This is a genomic window from Luteimonas aquatica, from assembly GCF_022662575.1.
Lineage (GTDB): Bacteria > Pseudomonadota > Gammaproteobacteria > Xanthomonadales > Xanthomonadaceae > Luteimonas > Luteimonas aquatica.
On sequence record NZ_JALBFU010000004.1, the window covers coordinates 38,581 to 58,010 of the forward strand.

Annotated in this window: 20 protein-coding genes; 7 read left to right on the forward strand and 13 right to left on the reverse strand. The window is 69.2% G+C overall.

The genetic code is table 11. The features are described 5' to 3' along the window. The first annotated feature begins 85 nt into the window (after positions 1–85). Entirely contained in the window at positions 86–1,120 is a 1,035-nt protein-coding gene (locus tag MD221_RS10670; protein ID WP_242111692.1) for a class 1 fructose-bisphosphatase, read from the forward strand. Then, the gene (locus tag MD221_RS10675; protein WP_242111693.1) at positions 1,117–1,836 is read left to right on the forward strand and encodes a 2OG-Fe(II) oxygenase; all 720 of its coding nucleotides are present in this window, start codon (positions 1,117–1,119) and stop codon (positions 1,834–1,836) included. The genes MD221_RS10670 and MD221_RS10675 overlap by 4 nt, the downstream gene beginning before the upstream one ends. Positions 1,837–1,849: 13 nt before the next feature. On the opposite strand, the gene MD221_RS10680 is transcribed toward MD221_RS10675, so the two are convergent. The 3 genes from MD221_RS10680 to MD221_RS10690 form a co-directional block, all read right to left on the reverse strand. Then, positions 1,850–2,293 (reverse strand): response regulator, encoded by a 444-nt coding sequence (locus MD221_RS10680; protein ID WP_242111695.1) that lies wholly within the window; start codon positions 2,291–2,293, stop codon positions 1,850–1,852. 91 nt (positions 2,294–2,384) lie between these two features. Next, the gene (locus tag MD221_RS10685; protein ID WP_242111697.1) at positions 2,385–3,548 is read right to left on the reverse strand and encodes a sensor histidine kinase; all 1,164 of its coding nucleotides are present in this window, start codon (positions 3,546–3,548) and stop codon (positions 2,385–2,387) included. A 93-nt stretch (positions 3,549–3,641) separates the two neighbouring features. Further along, a complete protein-coding gene (locus MD221_RS10690; protein ID WP_242111699.1) occupies positions 3,642–4,763 on the reverse strand; it encodes a PA0069 family radical SAM protein in 1,122 nt (373 codons plus the stop codon). A gap of 77 nt (positions 4,764–4,840) precedes the next feature. Between MD221_RS10690 and cls the strand changes: the two genes are divergently transcribed. From cls to MD221_RS10705, 3 genes are all read left to right on the forward strand, one after another. Continuing rightward, positions 4,841–6,283 (forward strand): cardiolipin synthase, encoded by a 1,443-nt coding sequence (gene cls / locus MD221_RS10695; protein ID WP_242111701.1) that lies wholly within the window; start codon positions 4,841–4,843, stop codon positions 6,281–6,283. A gap of 75 nt (positions 6,284–6,358) precedes the next feature. Further along, a complete protein-coding gene (locus MD221_RS10700; RefSeq protein WP_242111702.1) occupies positions 6,359–6,634 on the forward strand; it encodes a hypothetical protein in 276 nt (91 codons plus the stop codon). A gap of 55 nt (positions 6,635–6,689) precedes the next feature. Continuing rightward, positions 6,690–7,439, forward strand: coding sequence for a pyridoxine 5'-phosphate synthase (locus MD221_RS10705; protein ID WP_242111703.1), 750 nt, complete (start codon positions 6,690–6,692; stop codon positions 7,437–7,439). A gap of 4 nt (positions 7,440–7,443) precedes the next feature. Here the strand turns inward: MD221_RS10705 and MD221_RS10710 are convergent, their stop codons facing one another. From MD221_RS10710 to MD221_RS10740, 7 genes are all read right to left on the reverse strand, one after another. After that, entirely contained in the window at positions 7,444–7,854 is a 411-nt protein-coding gene (locus MD221_RS10710; RefSeq protein WP_242111705.1) for an ExbD/TolR family protein, read from the reverse strand. Between the two features lie 220 nt (positions 7,855–8,074). Then, the gene (locus tag MD221_RS10715; protein ID WP_242111706.1) at positions 8,075–8,488 is read right to left on the reverse strand and encodes an ExbD/TolR family protein; all 414 of its coding nucleotides are present in this window, start codon (positions 8,486–8,488) and stop codon (positions 8,075–8,077) included. Between the two features lie 12 nt (positions 8,489–8,500). After that, complete coding sequence (locus MD221_RS10720) at positions 8,501–8,926, reverse strand: ExbD/TolR family protein (protein WP_242111707.1); 426 nt, start codon at positions 8,924–8,926, stop codon at positions 8,501–8,503. 39 nt (positions 8,927–8,965) lie between these two features. Then, complete coding sequence (locus MD221_RS10725) at positions 8,966–9,745, reverse strand: MotA/TolQ/ExbB proton channel family protein (RefSeq protein ID WP_242111708.1); 780 nt, start codon at positions 9,743–9,745, stop codon at positions 8,966–8,968. 104 nt (positions 9,746–9,849) lie between these two features. After that, positions 9,850–10,524, reverse strand: a complete 675-nt coding sequence (locus MD221_RS10730; RefSeq protein ID WP_242111710.1) for an energy transducer TonB — start codon at positions 10,522–10,524, stop codon at positions 9,850–9,852. Between the two features lie 139 nt (positions 10,525–10,663). Next, positions 10,664–11,860, reverse strand: coding sequence for a tetratricopeptide repeat protein (locus MD221_RS10735; protein WP_425602253.1), 1,197 nt, complete (start codon positions 11,858–11,860; stop codon positions 10,664–10,666). 393 nt (positions 11,861–12,253) lie between these two features. Next, positions 12,254–13,060 (reverse strand): M48 family metallopeptidase, encoded by an 807-nt coding sequence (locus tag MD221_RS10740; protein WP_242111712.1) that lies wholly within the window; start codon positions 13,058–13,060, stop codon positions 12,254–12,256. A gap of 190 nt (positions 13,061–13,250) precedes the next feature. On the opposite strand from MD221_RS10740, the gene MD221_RS10745 reads away from it, so the two are divergent. After that, positions 13,251–14,060 carry a NosD domain-containing protein gene (locus MD221_RS10745; protein WP_242111713.1) on the forward strand — a complete coding sequence of 270 codons (810 nt, stop codon included), beginning with the start codon at positions 13,251–13,253 and terminating at the stop codon, positions 14,058–14,060. 27 nt (positions 14,061–14,087) lie between these two features. Here MD221_RS10745 and MD221_RS10750 read toward each other — a convergent pair whose 3' ends face one another. Beyond that, entirely contained in the window at positions 14,088–14,909 is an 822-nt protein-coding gene (locus tag MD221_RS10750) for a CPBP family intramembrane glutamic endopeptidase (RefSeq protein WP_242111714.1), read from the reverse strand. Between the two features lie 127 nt (positions 14,910–15,036). After that, entirely contained in the window at positions 15,037–17,502 is a 2,466-nt protein-coding gene (gene gyrB / locus MD221_RS10755; protein WP_242111715.1) for a DNA topoisomerase (ATP-hydrolyzing) subunit B, read from the reverse strand. A gap of 263 nt (positions 17,503–17,765) precedes the next feature. Between gyrB and MD221_RS10760 the strand changes: the two genes are divergently transcribed. After that, positions 17,766–18,041 (forward strand): hypothetical protein, encoded by a 276-nt coding sequence (locus MD221_RS10760; RefSeq protein ID WP_242111716.1) that lies wholly within the window; start codon positions 17,766–17,768, stop codon positions 18,039–18,041. Between the two features lie 221 nt (positions 18,042–18,262). Here the strand turns inward: MD221_RS10760 and recF are convergent, their stop codons facing one another. After that, entirely contained in the window at positions 18,263–19,378 is a 1,116-nt protein-coding gene (gene recF / locus MD221_RS10765; protein WP_242111717.1) for a DNA replication/repair protein RecF, read from the reverse strand. Positions 19,379–19,430 lie beyond the last annotated feature (52 nt).

Below are 19,430 nucleotides of genomic sequence, written 5' to 3' on the forward strand. Positions count from 1 at the left end.
CGCAGGAACCGGCCTCCGGGCGCCCGTCGAGCAGCCGCGCGCCACAACGGCGACAATAGCGGCCCCGTTCCCGACCGGCCCGCCCATGACCCACCCCATTTCCCTGACCCGCCACCTGATCGAGGAGCAGCGGCACGGCCGCATCAATTCCGACCTGCGGCTGCTGATGGAGGTGGTGGCGCGCGCCTGCAAGACCATTTCCGTGGCGGTGGGCAAGGGCGCGCTCGGCGGCGTGCTCGGCGACGCCGGCACCCCCGCGGCCGCCAGCATGAACGTGCAGGGCGAGGCGCAGAAGAAGCTCGACGTGCTCAGCAACGAGATCCTGCTCGAGGCCAATGCCTGGGGCGGCCACCTGGCGGCCTGCGCCTCGGAGGAGATGGACCACAGCCAGCCGATCCCGGACAAGTATCCGCGCGGCAACTACCTGCTGCTGTTCGATCCGCTCGACGGCAGCAGCAACATCGACGTCAACGTCAGCGTCGGCACGATCTTCTCGGTGCTGCGCTGCCCGGACGAGGTGACGCAGCCGGGCGACGAGCATTTCCTGCAGCCCGGCACCGCGCAGGTCGCGGCCGGCTACTGCATCTACGGGCCGAGCACGATGCTGGTGCTGACCATCGGCCACGGCACGCACGCCTTCACCCTCGACCGCGAGCAGGGCTCGTTCGTGCTGACCCAGGCGAACATGCGCATCCCCGAGGACACCCGGGAATTCGCCGTGAACATGTCCAACCAGCGCCACTGGGAGGCGCCGATGCAGCGCTACGTCGGCGACCTGCTCGCCGGCAAGGAGGGGCCGCGCGGCAAGGACTTCAACATGCGCTGGATCGCCTCGATGGTGGCCGACGTGCACCGCATCCTCACCCGCGGCGGCATCTTCGTCTATCCCTGGGACCGCAAGGACCCCGGCAAGCCGGGCAAGCTGCGGCTGATGTACGAGGCCAATCCGATGAGCCTGCTGGTCGAGCAGGCCGGCGGCGCCGCCAGCGACGGACGCCAGCGCATGCTCGACATCCAGCCCACGCAGCTGCACCAGCGCGTCCCGGTGTTTCTCGGCTCCAGCAACGAGGTGGAAGCCGCCGTGCGCTACCACCGCGAGCACGACGCCGCCGCGGCATGAGTGCGGCAGCGGACTTCATCGAAGTCTTCGACGGCGCCCTGCCGCGCGAGACCTGCGCGGCGATCGTCGCCCGCCTGCGCGCCAGCGACGCGCTGGCGCCGGGCCGGGTCGGCGGCGGGGTGCATCCCGAGCTCAAGCGCAGCCGCGACCTGTCGCTGGCCGGACGCGCGGACTGGGCCGAGGTGCAGCAGGCGATCGACCGCGCGGTGTACCCCGGCCTGCTCGCCTACCTGCGCCGCTACCCGCAGGCGCTGATCGCGCCGCTGATGCTGCAGATCGCCGATGCCGACGGGGCGTCGCGGCGGCTGGCGGCCGAGGACCTGGCCGCCATGGACGATCGCGCGCTGGGCGAGCTGGCGCGGACGTGCCTGCGTCCGGGCACGGTCAACCTGCAGTGGTACGAGGCCGCCAGCGGCGGTGGGTATCCCTACTGGCATTGCGAGCTGTATCCGCGCGATCCGGATGCCGAGACCCTGCACCGGCACCTGCTGTGGACGCTCTATCTCAACGAGGACTTCGAGGCGGGCGAAACCGAATTCCTGTTCCAGCGACGCAGCGTCCGCCCCGCGACCGGCGCCCTGCTGATCGCGCCGACCGCCTTCACCCACACCCATCGCGGCAACCGCCCGCTGCGCGGCGACAAGTTCATCGCCACCGGCTGGATCCTGTTCCAGCGCGCGCAGGCGCTGTTCGGCGCGGCCCCCGCGCGCGGCTGAACCCGCCCCGGCGCTATGCCGGCGCGCGCGGCTGGTTCAGCACCAGCCAGTACAGCCCGACCTGCTTCACCGCGCCGACGAACTGCTGGAAATCCACCGGCTTGCGGATGTAGCTGTTCACGCCGAGCGCGTAGCAGGCCTCCACGTCGAAGGGTTCGGCGCTGGTGGTCAGCACCACCACCGGCAGGTGCCGGGTCTTGTCCTCGGCGCGGATCGCCTGCAGCACCTCGCGGCCGTCGAGCTTGGGCAGGTTCAGGTCGAGCAGGATCATGGTCGGCAGCGCATCGGGATCGCGCCCGGCGTGCCTGCCGCGCGCGAACAGGAAGTCGAGCGCCTCGGCGCCGTCGCCGACCACCGCCAGCGGATTGACGATCTTGGCCTCGGCGAAGGCGATGCGCGTGAGTTCCACGTCGTCGGGATTGTCCTCGACCAGCAGGATGTCTTTGTGCGTCGTCATGCCCGTTCGTCCTGTCCCGCGGTCCGCGCGCCGCGGGCCGACGGGGAGCAGCCTAGACACGCCCCGGTCTGCGCCGCGTCACGATCGCGCCTCACGCCGGCTCCGATCCGGCCAGATCGGCAACGGCCGGCAGCTCCAGATGGAAGCTGCTGCCCCGCTCCACCTCGGACTGCGCCCACAGCCGGCCGCGATGGCGTTCGGCGATGCGCCACGCGATCGCCAGGCCCAGGCCGTTGCCGCTGCCCTGCGCCTGTCCGTGCAGGCGCTGGAACGGCTCGAACAGCTTGTCCACGTAGCGCATGTCGAAGCCGATGCCGGCATCGCGCACCTCCAGGTGCAGCCGGTCGCCCTCGCGCCGGCCGCTGACGCGGATCTCCACGCGCTCGCGCGTGCGGGAGAATTTCCAGGCGTTGTGCAGCAGCTGGACGAGCAGCACCTTGAGCTGGCGCTCGTCGCCGAAGGCGACCAGGCCCGGCTGCACCTCCACGGCATGCGCGCGGCCCGGATCGGCGTCGGCCAGCTCGGCCGCGGTCCAGTCCGCCAGCAGGCTCATGTCCACCGGCTGCGGCTTGAGCTCGGCGCGCGAGGCGCGGGAGAGTTCAAGCAGGCCGTCGATCAGCGACGCCATCTGCGCCGCGGCGTTGCGGATGCGCTCCAGGTAGTCGCGCCCGGTCTCGTCGAGCCGCTCGCCGGCCTGCTCGGCCAGCCGCGCGGCGAAGTTCTCCACCGAGCGCACCGGCGCGCGCAGGTCGTGGGAGACGCCGTAGGCGAACAGTTCCTGCTGGCGGCGGATCGTTTCCACTTCCGCGGTGCGTTCGGCCACGCGCTGCTCGAGCGTCTCGTTGAGCTCGCGCAGCGCCAGTTCGGCCTCGCGCTGGGCGCTGATATCGCGCAGCTGCGAGATGAAGTAGGCCGGCTGGCCGTGCGCATCGCGCATCACCGCCACGTTCAGGTGCACCCAGACCAGGTGCCCGTCGCGGTGGAAGTAGCGCCTGCGCGTGTCGAGGGTGTCGCGCGTGCCCGTGGCCATGTCGGCGACGGCCTTCTTCACGATCCCCACCTCGTCCGGGTGGCTGATGCTGTGCACCGGCTTGCCGATCAGCTCGGCGGCGGCATAGCCGAACATGCGCTCGAAGGCCGGATTGACCTCGAGCCAGTGCCCGTCGAGATCGACGATGGCCATGCCGATGCCCGCCGAAGCCATCGCCAGGCGAAACCGATCCTCGTTCGCGCCGGAATTGCAGGGTGCCTTCATGCCGCGACCTTGCCTTGCCGCCGACAACTTGGCAAGACGACATCGCTTCGAAGTGAACGGCGCGCAGCTGGCGGACCGCTGAAAAACCGTCCGCTAGAACAATTCTCCCTGCGGCGAGGGTTTGCGCGGCGCGAGGAAGCGGCTGCCGTCCAGCGGCGGCAGGCGGCCGTAGCCCAGGCGTCGGTGCGCCTTGGCGAAACGCGCGGCGATCAGGTCGGCGAACGGGCCTTCGCCGCGCATGCGCTTGCCGAAGGTCGCGTCGTAGTCCTTGCCGCCGCGCATCTGCTGCACCAGGCTCATCACGTGCCGGGCGCGATCGGGATAGTGCAGCGCCAGCCACTCGCGCCAGACCTCCTTCAGCTCGTGCGGAAGCCGCAGCAGCACGTAGCCGGCGGCGCGGGCACCGGCGGCGAAGGCCGCTTCCAGGATGCCCTCCAGGTCGTGGTCGGTGACCATCGGGATCACCGGCGCCACCATCGTCCCGACCGGGATGCCGGCCTCGTGCAGGGCCTGGATCGTCTTCAGCCGCGTGTGCGGCGCGGCCGCGCGCGGTTCGAGCTTGGCCGAGAGCCGGTTGTCGAGCGTGGTCACCGAGACGTAGACGGTCACCAGACGCTGCTCGGCCATCGGCGCCAGCAGGTCGAGATCGCGCTGGATCAGCGCGCTCTTGGTGATCAGGCTCACCGGGTGCCGGCATTCGGCCAGCACCTCCAGCAGCGCGCGGGTGATGCGGTAGCGGCGCTCGATCGGCTGGTAAGCGTCGGTATTGATGCCCAGCGCGATCGGCGAGCAGCGGTAGGCGGGCCTGGCCAGCTCCTCGCGCAGGCGCTCGGCGGCATTGGTCTTGGCGTACAGCCGGGTTTCGAAGTCCAGGCCCGGCGACAGGTCCAGGTAGGCGTGCGAGGGCCGCGCGAAGCAGTACACGCAGCCGTGCTCGCAGCCGCGGTAGGGATTGACCGATTGCCCGAAGCCGATGTCGGGCGAATCGTTGCGGCTGACGATGCTGCGTGCCCGCTCCTCGGTGACGACGGTCTCCGGGCGGGGCGCGAGTTCGCCCTGCTCGCCGGCGGCATCGGAGAAGTCGTAGGTCGAGCCCCAGCCGTCGTCCTCGGCGCGCGCCACCCTCTTCTCGTAGCGCCCGGTGACGTAGGAGGCCGCGCCGCGGCCCTTGATCGCCCCGAACTTCTCGACCGCCACTTTGCCGTTGTCGCGCATCGCATTAGCCTAGCGGGCACCCGTCGCAGCCGATGCGACAGCCAACCGTGCCGCCCGCGCCTGAGGAATGCTCGTTCATGATCGACTGGCTCCGCGACGTCTGGCACGCATTCATCTCCATTCCGCACCTGGGCCTGTACCTGACCGCGATCTGGGGCGTCTATCTGGTCGGCCTGTCCGCCTGGATCGTGCTGCAGAAGCGCGAGCCGGTGGCCACGCTGAGCTGGCTGCTCGGCCTGGCCGCGCTGCCCTATCTCGGCTTCGTCATCTACCAGGTGTTCGGGCCGCAGAAGATCCAGCGCCACCGGCTGCGCCGCGGCCGCAGCCGGCTGACGCTGAAGGAGCGGCGCCTGGGCCCGCCGGGCGACGAGCTGACCGAGCTGGCGCGCCTGGGCCAGAGCACCACCGGCCTGCCGCCGGCCTCGGCGCGCGAGGTGCGCCTGCTGGTGGACGGCGCGGCCACCTACGCCGCGCTGCTGGAGGACATCCGCAACGCCCGCCACCACATCCACCTGGAGTACTACATCTATCTGCCCGACCGCACCGGCACGGCAATCCGCGACGCGCTGGTCGAGCGCGCGCGCGCCGGGGTGAAGGTGCGGGTGCTGCTCGACGCGGTGGGGTCGAAGGCCAACGCCCGCTTCTTCGCCGAGCTCATCGCGGCCGGCGGCGAGTTCTGCTGGTTCCATCCCGCGCGCTTCGGCCGCATCTGGACCCGCACCTGGGTGAACATGCGCACCCACCGCAAGATCGTGGTCATCGACGGGCGCATCGCCTACACCGGCGGCATCAACGTCACCGACGAGGAGAACGAGTCGCTGCGCGCGGACGCCTACCGCGACCTGCACCTGCGCATCGACGGCGACGCGGCGCACCTGCTGCAGCTGGTGTTCGTGGAGGACTGGATCTACGCCACCGATTCGCGCGAGGTGGTGGCCGAGCTGGCGCGCCACCTGCCCGAGCCGCGCCCGGGACCGATCGCCGCGCAGGTGCTGCCCTCCGGCCCGGACTCGTCCTGGGAGGCGATCCATCGCCTGCACGTGGGCGCGATCCACGCCGCCACCCGGCGCGTCTGGCTGGTCACGCCCTACTTCGTGCCCGGCGAGGCGGCGCTGATGGCGCTGACCTCGGCGGCGCTGGGCGGGCTGGACGTGCGCGTGGTGGTGCCCAGGCGCAGCGACAGCCGCCTGGTGACCCTGGCCGCGCGCTCCTACTACGACGAACTGATGGCCGCCGGGGCCAAGGTCTACGAATACGGCCCGCGCATGCTGCATACCAAGGCGCTGCTGGTGGACGACGAGCTGGCCATGATCGGCACCGCCAACTTCGACATCCGCAGCTTCCGCCTGAACTTCGAGGTCTCGATGCTGTTCCAGGACGCAGGCATCGCCGCCGAGCTGGCGCGCCTGATCGAGGGCGAGCTGGCACACGCGCCGCGCGTGCGCCCGGACCGCCCGCACTCGCTGCTGGGGGTGCGCCTGCCCGAGGCCGTGGCGCGGCTGTTTTCGCCGCTATTGTGACCGCCGCCAACATCCGCGGACGCCGCGGCGGCGGCGGACTCGCAACGCCGCGGCGGCGCCAAGTACACTGATGCGGTGTCCCCCGTGCCGAGGCGCGAGATGATCTGGCTCTACCTGCTGCTGGCCATCGCCGCTTTCGTGGTCGCGCTCAAGACCACCTCGATGGTGCTGGTGATCGTCTGCCTGCTGGCCGCGCTCGGCTTCCTGGTCGCCTGGGTGCTGGGCCTGCTGGCGCAGCGCATCGGCAACCAGAACCGCGACGTGCAGGTCATGCTCGACCCAGACGCCCTGCGCCGCCTGCGCGAGCAGGCCGAGGCCCAGCGCATCAAGACGCCCGACTCGGCGCCGTGAAGGGCGTCGGACAGTCCGGCCATGAGCGGCCGGGCCTTTGCGGAAGGATCCGCGGATGAGCACCGCGCTCAGCGTCAACCTCAACAAGATCGCCGTACTGCGCAACTCCCGCGGTGGGCGCGAACCCGACCTGCTGCACGCCGCGCGCGTCTGCCTGGACGCCGGCGCGCACGGCATCACCGTGCACCCGCGCCCGGACGCGCGCCACGTCCGCGCCGACGACGTGCTGGCGCTGGCCGCGCTCACCCGCGAGTACGGGGTCGAGTTCAACATCGAGGGCAATCCCTTCGCCCCGCCGCGCGAGGGATACCCGGGCTTCCACGCCCTGTGCGCGCAGGCGCGCCCGGCGCAGGCCACCCTGGTGCCCGACGGCGACGCCCAGCTGACCTCCGACCACGGCTTCGATTTCCGGCGCGACGCCGAGACGCTGCGGCCCCTGGTGGCCGCGCTCAAGGCTTCGGGCTGCCGGGTGAGCCTGTTTGCCGATCCCGGCGCCGACATCGCCCGCGCCGCGGCGATCGGTGCCGACCGCATCGAGCTGTACACCGGCCCCTACGCGGAGGCCTTCGCCGCCGGCGCCGCCGCCGATCGCCTGCCGGCCTATGCCCGCACCGCCCGCGACGCGCGCCAGGCCGGGCTCGGCGTGAACGCCGGCCACGATCTGAACCAGGCCAACCTGGCCGCGTTCCTGGCCGGCGTGCCGGGCGTGGACGAAGTCTCGATCGGCCACGCCCTGATCGGCGAGGCGCTTTACGACGGCCTGGAGACGACGGTCAAGCGCTACCTCGCCCTCGTCTCGGGCTGAGCGCTCAGCGCCGCACGAACCCGACCTGGTCCAGGTCCGCGGACTCGGCGGCCGCCAGCACCTTCGCCACGACGTCGTAGTCGGCATCGCCGCTGGCGTCGATCTGCAGCTTGGGCGCGTTGCGCGGATCGCGCTGGACCTCGGCCCGCATCATCTCGCCCAAGGCCGTGAGCGGCGTCGGGTTGCCGTTCCAGAACACTTCGCCGGCGGCGTCCACGCGCAGCTCGATCGGCGTGGAAGGCGGTGGCCGCGGCGTATCCGGCGGCACCGCCTGCGGCAGGGTCAGCGGGATCGCCCGCGTGGCGATCGGCGCGGCGATCATGAAGATCACCAGCAGGACCAGCATCACATCCACCAGCGGGGTGATGTTGATCGTGGCCATGCTGCGCTGCACGCTACCGTTGGAGAACGCCATGACGCACCTCGCTTCCGGTTGGGACCCGATTTCACGCTACACCCGGCCGTTCGGGGCCGCAAGCGGCCGCCCACCCCCATTTCCGTCCGCCGGCAGGACGCCGCCGAGGCAAGCCGGCGTTTGCGCCCCCGGCGTCCGGCCATAAAAAAACGCCGCCCGGCGAGGGCGGCGCTGAATAGGTAAGCGTCCGGCCGGCGCGCTGCGGTGCGCCGGCGGGGTTTTACTTTTTGACGAAACCGATCTTCTGCATCTGCGCGTTCTTGGCGCTGGCCAGGACCTTGGCGAGAAGGCCGTAATCGGCGTCCTCGTTGACGTCGATCTCCAGCGTCGGCTGGTTGTTGACGTCGCGCTGCACCTCGGTTTCCATCATGTTGCGCAGCGCCGAGATCGGGGTCGGGCTGTTGTTCCAGTACACCTGTCCCGAGGCGTCGATGCGCAGGCTGATCGGCGGCGGCGGGTCTTTCAGGTTCTGCGGCGGGTTGAGCGAACGCTGCGGCAGGTCGATGTCGATCGGATAGGACATCATCGGCGCCGTCATCATGAAGATGATCAGCAGCACCAGCATCACGTCCACGAGGGGCGTGACGTTGATGTTGGCCATGGGGCCGCCGGTAGAGCCGGAACTGAATGCCATGGTCGTGTTTCCTCAGTTGCCCTGTTCCTTGGTGGCGACGAAACCGACCTTGCGCATGCCCTGGCCCTGCGCGGTGTTCATCACTTCGTTGATGAAGCGGAACTTGGTGGTCTTGTCGCCGCGGACGCGGATTTCCGGTTGCGGGGTCTTCTGCGCCTCGACCGAGAAACGGCTCTCCATCACCCCGCGATCGACCGGCTGGTCGTTCCAGTAGAGCGAGCCGTCTTCAGTCACCGCAATCGTGATGGGCTGCGTCTTCGGCGTCTCGTCGTCGATCTTGTCGAGATTCGCCTGGGGCAGTTCCACCTTGATCTTGTGCGACATCAGGGGCGCCGTGATCATGAAGATGATCAGGAGCACCAGCATCACGTCCACGAGGGGCGTGACGTTGATCTCGGACATCGGTGCGCCGCTGTCGTCGCCGGTACTGAAGGCCATGGTCGGGCTCCGTCAGGAATCAGGATACGTACGACGCGATCAGCGCTTGACCGGGACTTCGCCGACGCGAGCGCCGGTGGCGAAGAAGTCGTGCAGGTCGTGCGCGAAGGTGTCGAACTTGTTGTTGGTGATGCGGTTCAGGCGGACGAAGAAGTTGTAGCCGAGCACCGCCGGGATCGCCACGAACAGGCCGACCGCGGTCATGATCAGCGCCTCGCCCACCGGGCCGGCGACCGCGTCGATCGAGGCCTGGCCACCGGCGCCGAGGCGGATCAGCGCGCCGTAGATGCCCCACACGGTGCCGAGCAGGCCGACGAACGGCGCGGTCGAACCGACGGTGGCGAGCACGGTCAGGCCGCTCTCAAGCTTCATGGACTCGCGGGTCACGCCCTGGCGCAGCGCGCGGTCGACGAACTCGGAACGGTTCAGCGACTCGACCAGGCGCGAGCCCTCGTGACGCTGGTGGTGCGCGGCGGCCTGGGCGGCGTCGAGCGCGATCTTGGAGAAGGGCTCGCTCTTGGGCTGCTCTTCCATGTGGCGGATCGCGTCCTGCGCGTTCGGGGTTTCCCAGAACGTGGTGGTGACCGAGTCGCCGCGGCGACGCAGGTTCAGGTTCTTGATGAAGTTGACGACGATCCAGTAGATCGACATCACCGACATCAGCACCAGAGTGATCGTCACGACCCACTGGACGATGTGCTGTCCCGGGTTGGTGACCATTTCGTTGATCAGATGGTCGACGCCCATCTGGGACAGAGCAGCGGCGGCGTCGCCTCCAGAGGGGGCGGCGGCGGGCGCGGTGGTGGGTTCCTGCAGCATGACGCTTACCTTTGTGGATGTTGTGGTTTGGATTTAAGTGGAACGATGAAGCGGGTGTTGCGAAAGGATTCGGGGCGATCCGGGCGGATCAACCCAGGGCCCTATCAGCCCAGGTTGAAGTCGACCGGGACGCGGACGCGGCCGGCGGCCTTCTGGCCGTTGACCACCGAGGGATTGAACCGCCACTTGCGCGCGGCTTCCATCGCGGCGCGATCGAGATCGCGGTTGCGGCTGGACTTCTCCACCGACACGTTGGTGACGTTGCCGCTGGCATCGACGTCGATGATCAGGATCACCGTGCCCTCGATGCCGGCGCGAACGGCCGCCGGCGGATACTTCGGCGGGTTCATGTTCTTGGAGGAGATGTCGACGCTGGCGCCGATGTCCGGCTGCGCCGCGGGCGGCGAAGGCGGAGCCGGCGGCGGCGCCGGGGTATCCATCGGCGAGGGCGTGTCGACGACGATCGGCGGCTCTTCCGGCGGCGGCGGGATCGGCGTGGGCTGCGGCGGCGCCAGCTGCTTGATCTCCTGCGGCTTGGGCGGCTCGGGCGGCGGCGGCGGAGGGGGCGGCGGCGGCGGCGGCGGCTCGATGATCACCACGCTGGTGACATCGTCCTTCTCTTCGGGACCGCCGGGGGGCGCCACCGGCGCCATCAGGAGCAGCAGCGCACCGACGTGCACGGCGATCGCCAGGGTGATGCCGGCAATGCGCGGCCAGTTCAGACCGTCGTCGTCGTCGCGGTCGTCGTGCTTGGAATGAATCGGCAACTGTTCCGTCATGCGCAGCAGGCTCGATAGTGGCCGGACGCCGCAGCGCACCGGGTGTTGTTGAACCGGGGCCTAAACATGGCCACGGGAACCTCTAAGCTTATACCAATCGATGGCAGCGATACCAACCGCTGCCGCTTCACCGCAGCCATCAGCCCCCCTTCAAAGCCAGGATTTTCTTGGCTTCTTCGGGCTTCTTCAGACCTTTGTCGAGCGCCTGCTGCGCCGCCTTCTTGGCCTCGCCGATATTGCCGTTCTGCCAGTACACCCGTGCCAGGTTCAGGAACGTCTCACCGTCCGGGGAGAGCGGGGCCGCCTTCTTGTAGGCCTCGATGGCCTGCGGGATCTGATCGGAGAAATAGTAGGCCTGGGCCAGCGCCAGGTTCGGCTGGTAGTCGGTTGGCTTGAGGATGCCCTTCTGGAAGCCGTCCTCGATGACCGCGATGGCCTCCTTCTCCTTGTTCTCGGTGTTGAGATAGGTGGCGTAGAGGTTGCGGTACTGCTTTTCGTCGGTGAGCTGCCCGGCGGCGCGCATCTTCTCCAGCAGCGCGATCGCCTTGTCGTTCTGGCCGGCCTGCATGTAGATGGCGGCCATGTTGTTCTGCAGCTTCAGGTCGTTCGGGTTCTTGGCCAGCAGGCCTTCGGCGACCTTGGCGGCCTCCTCCGGCTTGTCGCTGTCGAAGTAGGCGGCCATCAGCACCTGCTGCCAGTCGGGCTTGGCGGCGTCGCCGGCGCTGTCGATGCCCTGCTTGAGCGCGGTGATCGCCTCGGGGTAGCGCTCCAGGCGATACAGGATGTTGCCTCTGGTCACCAGGTACTCGGGCTTCTGGGCCTTGGTTTCGGCCAGGAACTTGTCCAGGGTGGCCAGCGCCTCGGCGTACTGCTCGTCCTGCATCTGCAGCTGGGCGAGCATGAACATCGCCTGGTAGTGGCCGTTGTTGTCCAGCGCATTGGCCTCGATGGCCTGCTGCAGGTACTTCTTGGCCGCCGCCGAGTCGTCCTGGCCGTAGGCGGCCTGGGCGGCGATCTGGTTGGCGAAGGCGCGCTCGTAGGCGTTGGCCTTCTCGTCGGCGATGATCGCGTCGGCGGCCGCGCGCGCCTCGGCTTCCTTGTTGTCGTTGTACAGGTCCAGCATCTTCTGCATCTTCGAGGCCATCTTGGAAGCCTTGGCTTCCGGGGCCTTGCGCTCGGCCTGCGGGTAGAGCTCCTCGGCCTTGCCCGACTTCTGGGACTGCCGGTCGCGGCGGCTGCCGCTGTCGGATTGGGCGAGGGTTTCCGAGGTGGCGAACAGCAGCAGCACCGAGACGATGGCTGCGCTCAGCGCGTGCTTGCGGGCCTTGTTGGACATGGACATCACCAGGACGAAGGGGCGGATCGGGGAACCCGTCGCGGAGCCGGGGGTGCGAACCCTAGCAGAATCGGCCGCGACAAGCGCTATGTGAATTTAACGTGAGCTTCATCTGTCATGGCCATGACAAAAAATGTCATGGCGTTGTCATCGCGACGCGAATAAATGAACACGGATTTTGTTGCGCCGCAACAAACCCGGATAGGCCGAATTCCCGGGTTTTTCGGGGCTGCGCGCGCAAACGAAACCTCGAGACGCCCGGCCTTTCGCCCTGCCCGCGGCCGGAACTGCGCAGACCCAAACGAGGAAGCGCGCATGATCGGAACTGCGCCGCATGGCCGCCGATGTCCGGGCGCCGGCGACCGGTAGCGGCCTTGCGCGCGGATCCGCGGCTCACCCGCACTTGGGCTTGCGGCCGGCGGCGCGCGCCTGCTCGTACACCGGCACCAGGGCGGTGGCGCGGCCCTGCAGTTCGCCGATGCGCGCCTGCGGATCCGGGTGGGTGGAGAGCCATTGCGGCGGGCGGCTGCCGCCGGCGGCGATCATGTTCTGCCAAAGGTTCACGGCCTGGCGCGGATCGAAGCCGGCCTTGGCCATCAGCTGCTGGCCGACCACGTCGGCCTCGCTTTCCTGGGTGCGCGAATTGGGCAGCAGGAACAGGCCCTGCGCGGCCATCCCGCCGAACTGGTTGGTGGCGCTGGCCGCGCCCTCGCCGTAGCGGGCGCCGAGCACCGCGCCGACGATGCTCAGCCCGGTCTGCGCGCCCATCTGCCGGGTGATGCGCTCGTTGTGGTGGTTGGAGATGACGTGGCCGATCTCGTGGCCGATCACCGCCGCCAGCTGGTCCTGGTTCTTGGCCACGCCGAAGATGCCGGTATAGACGCCGACCTTGCCGCCGGGCAGGGCGAAGGCATTGGGGTCCTTGTCGACGAACACCGCGGTTTCCCAGCCGGTGGACCGCCACTGCGGCGGCAGCTCGCGCACCAGGTCGTTGACCACGCAGCGCACGTAGGCGACCTGCTTGCTGTCCTTGCTTTGCGGCTGCTTGGCCTTCTGCTCGGCGAAGGCCTGCAGACCCATCTGGTTGAGCTGCTGCTGCGAGACCGCGCCCACGTACTGGGTGCGGCCGGTCGGCGACTTGGTCGTGGCGCAGCCGGCGAGCAGGGCCGCCACGGCGGCGGCGAGCAGGGCGTTCTTCATCGACAATCTCCCCGTTTCAGATTGATCCGCTGAGGTTGATCCGCGGCCGATTATGGGCGGATTCGCATGCGGCCGACGTGCCGGGGCCGGCGCCGGATAGGCAACGATTCAACTTTCCCGCGTGCTATAAGCCGCCCTGTCCATCCGGGGAGGAAAAGCCATGCTGCGTTCATTTGCCGTTCTGTCCATATTGGCGGGCCTGGCCTTCGCCGGCCCGGCCAAGGCCGCGCAGAGCTTCGACAGTTGCGCGGGCTTCATCGACAGCCTGCCGGCCACCATCACCACCCCGGGCACCTGGTGCCTGCGCAAGGACCTGTCCACCGCGGCGCGGCAGGGCGGCGCCATCACGGTGAACGCGGACCGGGTCATCCTCGACTGCAACGATTTCAAGCTCGAGGGCACCGCCGGCCTCGTCACCAACGCCTCGGGCATTCTTTCCAGCAACAACGCCCGCCGCGGCATCATCGTCCGCAACTGCCAGGTGCAGGGCTTCCGCTACGGCATCGCGCTGCTGGGCTCGCACCACATCGTGGAAGACAGCCGGATCGAGGACGCCTATTACGTCGGCATCGCCACCAACGGCAGCACCAATACCGTGCGCGGCAATACCGTGCGCAGGATCGGCGGCAACCCCTATGTCATCGGTCCGAGCAGTCGCCGGGCAATCGGCATCAGCATGTTCGGACCCCATGCCTTCGCCTCGAACAACACGGTCGCCGAAGTGGACGCGGGGTTGAATGGCGGCATGGGCGGGGATTACTCGACGGGCATCATGATGTCGGGCGTGGTCGAGAACAACCGCGTCCTCGACATCGCGTTCATCGCCGCGGGGCTGCACATCATGGGCGCGGGTTCGGTGGTTCGCGGCAACCATGTCTCGGGCGGGTCCGCGGAGTCGGGCTCGGGCATCTTCTGCGATAGCGAGCGGAACCTGCTGCGCAACAATGACGTGGACGGTTACGAGTACACGTTTTTCCGCTGCACCCAGCCCGCGCCCTGATCCCGGCGGAGTGCCGGGCGGCGGCGATCAACCGGCGCCCAGCACCAGCAGGGCGACCAGATTGTTGCCCGCGTGCAGCGCGATCGGCGCCCACAGGGTGCCGGTGCGGCGGTAGACCCAGGCCAGGATGACGCCCATCAGCGCGTAGTTGAGCCACAGCAGCGCGGCCGCGGCCGGCAGGCTGGTGCTCTGGCCCGGGATCTCGTGCGCCAGCGCGAACAGCGCGCCGCTGAGCAACGCGCCCAGCCACGGGCGCCCGGCCGCCCACAGCCGCCCGAACAGCACGCGGCGGAACAGCAGCTCCTCGTACATCGGCGCCAGCAGCACCGCGAACGCCCACAGCAACACCGGATAGCGCTCGGCCACGGCGCGCAGGATCTCGAGATTGGCCGGCATCGCGTTCGGATCCAGGCGCGTGACCCAGGCCTCGATGCCGATGCTCAGGCCCAGCAGCACCGGCAACGCCAGCAGGACCACGCCCCAGGTGCCAGGCCGGCGCGCCGCGCGCGCGGAGGCCGCCCGCTCCCCGGGCGTGGCGCGGCGGCGCCAGAGATAGGTGACCAACGATGCCGAGAGCATGCCCAGCAGCGCCATGGCCAGGGTGGCCAGCGGACCGGGCTGGCCGATGGCGGCCGCGTCGAAGGCGCCGCCCCGGGCCGCGAGTTCGACGCCGCGCCATACGCCCCAGGCGGTGCCGAAGGCGAAGCTCACCGCGAGGAGGATCGCCGCGGCGATCAGCGCGTCGAGGAAGAACGCCAGCAGCGGCGAGGAGCGCCGCGGCGGTGCGAGCGGCGCGGCCGGCGGCAATGCGGGCGGTTCGGGACGAACGATCTCGGGGGTGGCATCCATGCGCGGGGCCTGTTCGGGTCGTCGGCGATCTTAATCGAGCCGCCTTGTCCGCGCCGCGCCCCCGGCGCGGCAGGGTTGCCGCAACGACGCCTTCCCATGCCCGCCGCGCAGCGCGCGCCGCACCGGGCTACACGTCGAGGTTCGCCACCTTCAGGGCGTTGTCCTCGATGAACTCCCGGCGCGGCTCGACCACATCGCCCATCAGCGTGGAGAAGATCTGGTCCGCGGCCACCGCGTCCTCGATCTTCACCTGCAGCAGGCGGCGCGTCTCCGGATTGACCGTGGTGTCCCACAGCTGTTCCGGGTTCATCTCGCCCAGGCCCTTGAAGCGCTGGATCTGCCGGCCCTTCTTCGCCTCCTCCAGCAGCCAGGCCTGCGCCTCGGCGAAGCTGGCCACCGGCTGCGCGCGGTTGCCGCGCACGATCTGCGCGCCTTCGCGGATCAGGCCGTGCAGCAGCGAGGCGGCATCGCGCAGCGGGCGCAGCTCGCCGCCCTCGAAGACCGACAGCGGCAGCACCTGCACCAGCTCCTCGCCCATGTGCCGGCGGGTGACCAGCAGCGCCGCCGGCTGCGCTTCGCCGCCGCCCTGCAGGCGCAGCGCGTAGCGCGGCTTGCCGAGGCCGCTGCGGTTGATGCGCGCCTCGAGCGCGTCGAGTTCGTGGCGCTCGTCGGTGTTGGCCGCCAGGTGCCGGGCGTCGAGCGGCGTGAAGTCGATCAGCGCCTCGAGCACGCTCGGATCGTAGCGATGCGCGTTGCGGGCGATGGTCTCGCGCGCGCCGGCGTAGGCCAGCAGCAGCTTCTCCAGCGCCGCGCCCTCGATCGCCGGCTCGCCGGCGGCGGGGATGAGCGATGCGCCTTCGACCGCGCTGTTGGCCAGGTACGCGTCCAGCGCCGCGTCGTCCTTCAGGTACATCTCGTTCTTGCCCTGCTTGATCTTGTACAGCGGCGGCAGGCCGATGTAGACGTGGCCGCGCTCGATCAGCTCCGGCATCTGTCGGTAGAAGAAGGTCAGCAGCAGGGTGCGGATGTGCGAGCCGTCCACGTCCGCGTCGGTCATCAGGATGATGCGGTGGTAGCGCAGCTTGTCCGGGTTGTACTCGTCCTTGCCGATGCCGGTGCCGAGCGCGGTGATCAGGGTGCCGACCTCGGCGCTGCCGAGCATGCGGTCGAAGCGCGCGCGCTCGACGTTGAGGATCTTGCCCTTGAGCGGCAGGATCGCCTGGGTCTTGCGGTTGCGGCCCTGCTTGGCCGAGCCGCCGGCCGAGTCGCCCTCGACGATGAACAGCTCCGAGAGCGCCGGGTCCTTCTCCTGGCAGTCGGCGAGCTTGCCCGGCAGGCCGGCGATATCCAGCGCGCCCTTGCGGCGGGTCAGGTCGCGGGCCTTGCGCGCGGCCTCGCGGGCCCGCGCGGCATCGACGATCTTGGCAGTGATGGCGCGCGCTTCCAGGGGGTGTTCCTGCAGGAACTCCTCCAAACGTGCGCCGAACGTGCTCTCAACGACCGGCCTCACCTCCGAGGAGACGAGCTTTTCCTTGGTCTGCGACGAGAAGCTCGGGTCGGGCACCTTCACCGACAGCACCGCGATCAGGCCCTCGCGCATGTCGTCGCCCGAGAGCGTGACCTTGGCCTGCTTGGCGATGCCGTTCTGTTCGATGTAGTTGGTCAGCGTGCGCGTGAGCGCGGCGCGGAAGCCGATCAGGTGGGTGCCGCCGTCCTTCTGCGGGATGTTGTTGGTGAAGCAGAACATCGTTTCCTGGTAGGCGTCGGTCCATTGCAGGGCGACGTCGACGGTGATGCCGTTCTGCTCGCCGGTCACCGAGATCACGTTCGGGTGCAGCGGGTTCTTCAGCTGCGCCAGGTGCTCGACGAAGCTGCTGATGCCGCCGGCGTACTGGAACACGTCGCGGCGTCCGCTCTCGTGGCCGGCGCTGGCACGCTCGTCGCTGAGCGTGATCTTCACGCCGGAGTTGAGGAACGACAGCTCGCGCAGTCGCTTGGCCAGGATGTCGTAGTGGAATTCGATGTCGGTGAAGGTCTCCGCCGACGGCCAGAAGCGCACCAGGGTGCCGCGCTTGCCGTCCGAGGGCCCGACCGTCGCCAGCGGCGCCAGCGGCTCGCCCATGGCGTATTCCTGCTGGTGGTGGCTGCCGTCGCGCCAGATGTCCAGGGTGAGCCTGGACGAGAGCGCGTTGACCACCGACACGCCCACGCCGTGCAGGCCGCCGGACACCTTGTAGCTGTTGTCGTCGAACTTACCGCCGGCGTGCAGCTGGGTCATGATGACCTGCGCCGCCGAGACGCCTTCTTCCTTGTGGATGTCCACCGGAATGCCGCGGCCGTTGTCGAACACGCTCACCGAGCCGTCCTCGTGGATGTTCACGATGACATCGTCCGCGTGGCCGGCCAGGGCCTCGTCGATGGCGTTGTCGACCACCTCGAACACCATGTGGTGCAGGCCGGTCCCGTCGTGCACGTCGCCGATGTACATGCCGGGGCGCTTGCGCACCGCGTCCAGGCCGCGCAGCACGGTGATCCGGCTGGAATCGTAGGTCGAGGGACCTGGGGTCGAATCGGAAAAGGTTTCGTCGGTCATTCGCGTGTTCGGGCTCGCAAGCCGGTATCGGCGACGCAATCGTCGCCGACACATTAGCTATAGGAATCGAAGCGCGAATTATAGCAGGACGCCGGGGGTCCGAAGGCCGTCCGGGCAGGCGGCGCGGGCGTTGCGGACAGCGCGTTTATTTCGCATAAAACATCCACGATGGCGGCGGCGCAATAATTGCCACCGACTTGGACAGTCCAATAGAGTGGCGTTGCCGTTCCTCATGCTTCCGGTTTTCCACAGGAGACGCTGACATGACCTTTCTGCGCAGCACGCTGGCCTCGCTCGTCGCCGCCCCCTTGCTCTGCCTCGGCCTGGCCACGCCGGCCTCGGCCGGCACCTGTCCCGCTATCGGCAAGACCTGGTACAGCAACTACAACTGCAACACCGCCGCCGGCGGCAGCCACCAGGCCTGCGACAAGTTCGTGGTGACCGGCCGAGACCCCACCCACGGGATTTACGCCGTGGCGCACTACAAGAACGGCTATTACCAGTGGTACAAGGTCTCGCAGACCATTCGCTACTGCTGATCGAGGCTGTTTTTGATCCCATGCGCGTTTCGCCGGTAGCGGCGGATCGCGAGCAAAGGGCCGGCCCCGGGTTCCGGGCACCAGCCGTCTGAACCACTCGGTCCCGCCGGGATCGGGTGGTTTTTGCCTTCAGGCCTGCAAACCGGGTAATCCTGGCGCCGCGTTGATCGCGGACAGTCCTGCTGCGCGTGTCAGGGTGCCGGTGGCGGCTTCGGCCCGGATCAGGCCGGCGGATCGCTATGCACGAGCCCTTGTTCCACGTGGAACCTTGCCAGGGCAAGGCCCAGATCGACCAGGGGCGCAGGCGGCTGCGTGCCCGTCACGATGACCTGCGCTCCACTGGTCGCCAACCGGTCCAGCAGACGGCGTTGATGGGCCTGATCCAGTTCGGACGCCAGATCGTCCAGCAGCAGCACCGGCCACTCGCCGCGCTGCGCCACGTAATGCTCCGCCTGGGCCAGCATGCAGCTCAGCGCGGTGAGCTTGGCCTGGCCCCGCGACAGGGTTTCCCCGTTCGGCAGGGCCGCATGGCGGACCCGCCAATCGGCACGATGCGGTCCGACCGAGGTATAGCCGGCGGCCAGATCCCGGTCGCGGGCCAGGAGCAGGGCATCGGCCAGGGACATGTCCTCGCGGCGCCAGCCGGGCAGGAAATCCAGGCTGGCCAAGCCAAGCGCCGGGGCCAGCGCCGCCGAGGCGGGTTGCAGGGCCTGCTGCAGCTGCTCCAGGTAGCGCTGGCGCTGGCGGGTCATCGGTTCGCCGGCCTCGGCCAGCTCGTGGTCCCAGGCATCGAGCTGCGCGTCCCCGGCCCGGTGCCGGGCCGAGCCGCCGCGCTGCTTGAGCAGGCTGTTGCGCTGCTTCAGCGCCCGGGCATAGCGCCGCCACGACGGCAGGAACTCGGGTTCCACGTGGAACAATCCCCAATCCAGGTAGCGCCGCCGCGGTTCGCCGCCGCCGCTGACCAGGGCATGGCTGCCGGGTTCGAAGGTCACCGCCGCCAGCGCCGCGCACAGCTCGCCCAGCTGCCCAACCGAGGCGCCGTCCAGGCGGCCCTCCCAGGCCTGCCCGCTATGGCGCAGGCCGACCTTGCGCGGCCGCGCGCCGGCGTCCTCCCACCACTCGGCATAGACCTCCAGCGCCGGCTCCCCGCTACGGATCAGGCCATCGCGGACCCGGCCGCGGAAGCTGCGGCCATAGGCCAGCAGGTGGATCGCCTCCAGCACACTGGTCTTGCCGGCGCCGTTGTCGCCTGTAATCAGGTTCAGGCCGGGCGCGGGCGCCAGCGAAACGTCGCCGAAGCGCCGCAGCCCGCGGATGTCGAGGCGGGTCAGGCGCATGGGGCGCGCAAGGGAGCAGGGCGCACGGCGGGCCGACGCGTGGCAGTGGGGG

What these genes read in the sequence shown, in the direction of transcription:
- cls (WP_242111701.1), top strand. Translation starts at nt 4,841, where the DNA reads ATGATCGACTGGCTCCGCGACGTCTGGCACGCATTCATCTCCATTCCG.
- MD221_RS10680 (WP_242111695.1), bottom strand. Translation starts at nt 2,293, where the DNA reads ATGACGACGCACAAAGACATCCTGCTGGTCGAGGACAATCCCGACGAC.
- MD221_RS10670 (WP_242111692.1), top strand. Translation starts at nt 86, where the DNA reads ATGACCCACCCCATTTCCCTGACCCGCCACCTGATCGAGGAGCAGCGG.
- MD221_RS10715 (WP_242111706.1), bottom strand. Translation starts at nt 8,488, where the DNA reads ATGGCATTCAGTTCCGGCTCTACCGGCGGCCCCATGGCCAACATCAAC.
- gyrB (WP_242111715.1), bottom strand. Translation starts at nt 17,502, where the DNA reads ATGACCGACGAAACCTTTTCCGATTCGACCCCAGGTCCCTCGACCTAC.
- MD221_RS10725 (WP_242111708.1), bottom strand. Translation starts at nt 9,745, where the DNA reads ATGCTGCAGGAACCCACCACCGCGCCCGCCGCCGCCCCCTCTGGAGGC.
- MD221_RS10705 (WP_242111703.1), top strand. Translation starts at nt 6,690, where the DNA reads ATGAGCACCGCGCTCAGCGTCAACCTCAACAAGATCGCCGTACTGCGC.
- MD221_RS10690 (WP_242111699.1), bottom strand. Translation starts at nt 4,763, where the DNA reads ATGCGCGACAACGGCAAAGTGGCGGTCGAGAAGTTCGGGGCGATCAAG.
- MD221_RS10710 (WP_242111705.1), bottom strand. Translation starts at nt 7,854, where the DNA reads ATGGCGTTCTCCAACGGTAGCGTGCAGCGCAGCATGGCCACGATCAAC.
- MD221_RS10750 (WP_242111714.1), bottom strand. Translation starts at nt 14,909, where the DNA reads ATGGATGCCACCCCCGAGATCGTTCGTCCCGAACCGCCCGCATTGCCG.
- recF (WP_242111717.1), bottom strand. Translation starts at nt 19,378, where the DNA reads ATGCGCCTGACCCGCCTCGACATCCGCGGGCTGCGGCGCTTCGGCGAC.
- MD221_RS10730 (WP_242111710.1), bottom strand. Translation starts at nt 10,524, where the DNA reads ATGACGGAACAGTTGCCGATTCATTCCAAGCACGACGACCGCGACGAC.
- MD221_RS10735 (WP_425602253.1), bottom strand. Translation starts at nt 11,860, where the DNA reads ATGTCCAACAAGGCCCGCAAGCACGCGCTGAGCGCAGCCATCGTCTCG.
- MD221_RS10675 (WP_242111693.1), top strand. Translation starts at nt 1,117, where the DNA reads ATGAGTGCGGCAGCGGACTTCATCGAAGTCTTCGACGGCGCCCTGCCG.
- MD221_RS10740 (WP_242111712.1), bottom strand. Translation starts at nt 13,060, where the DNA reads ATGAAGAACGCCCTGCTCGCCGCCGCCGTGGCGGCCCTGCTCGCCGGC.
- MD221_RS10720 (WP_242111707.1), bottom strand. Translation starts at nt 8,926, where the DNA reads ATGGCCTTCAGTACCGGCGACGACAGCGGCGCACCGATGTCCGAGATC.
- MD221_RS10760 (WP_242111716.1), top strand. Translation starts at nt 17,766, where the DNA reads ATGACCTTTCTGCGCAGCACGCTGGCCTCGCTCGTCGCCGCCCCCTTG.
- MD221_RS10685 (WP_242111697.1), bottom strand. Translation starts at nt 3,548, where the DNA reads ATGAAGGCACCCTGCAATTCCGGCGCGAACGAGGATCGGTTTCGCCTG.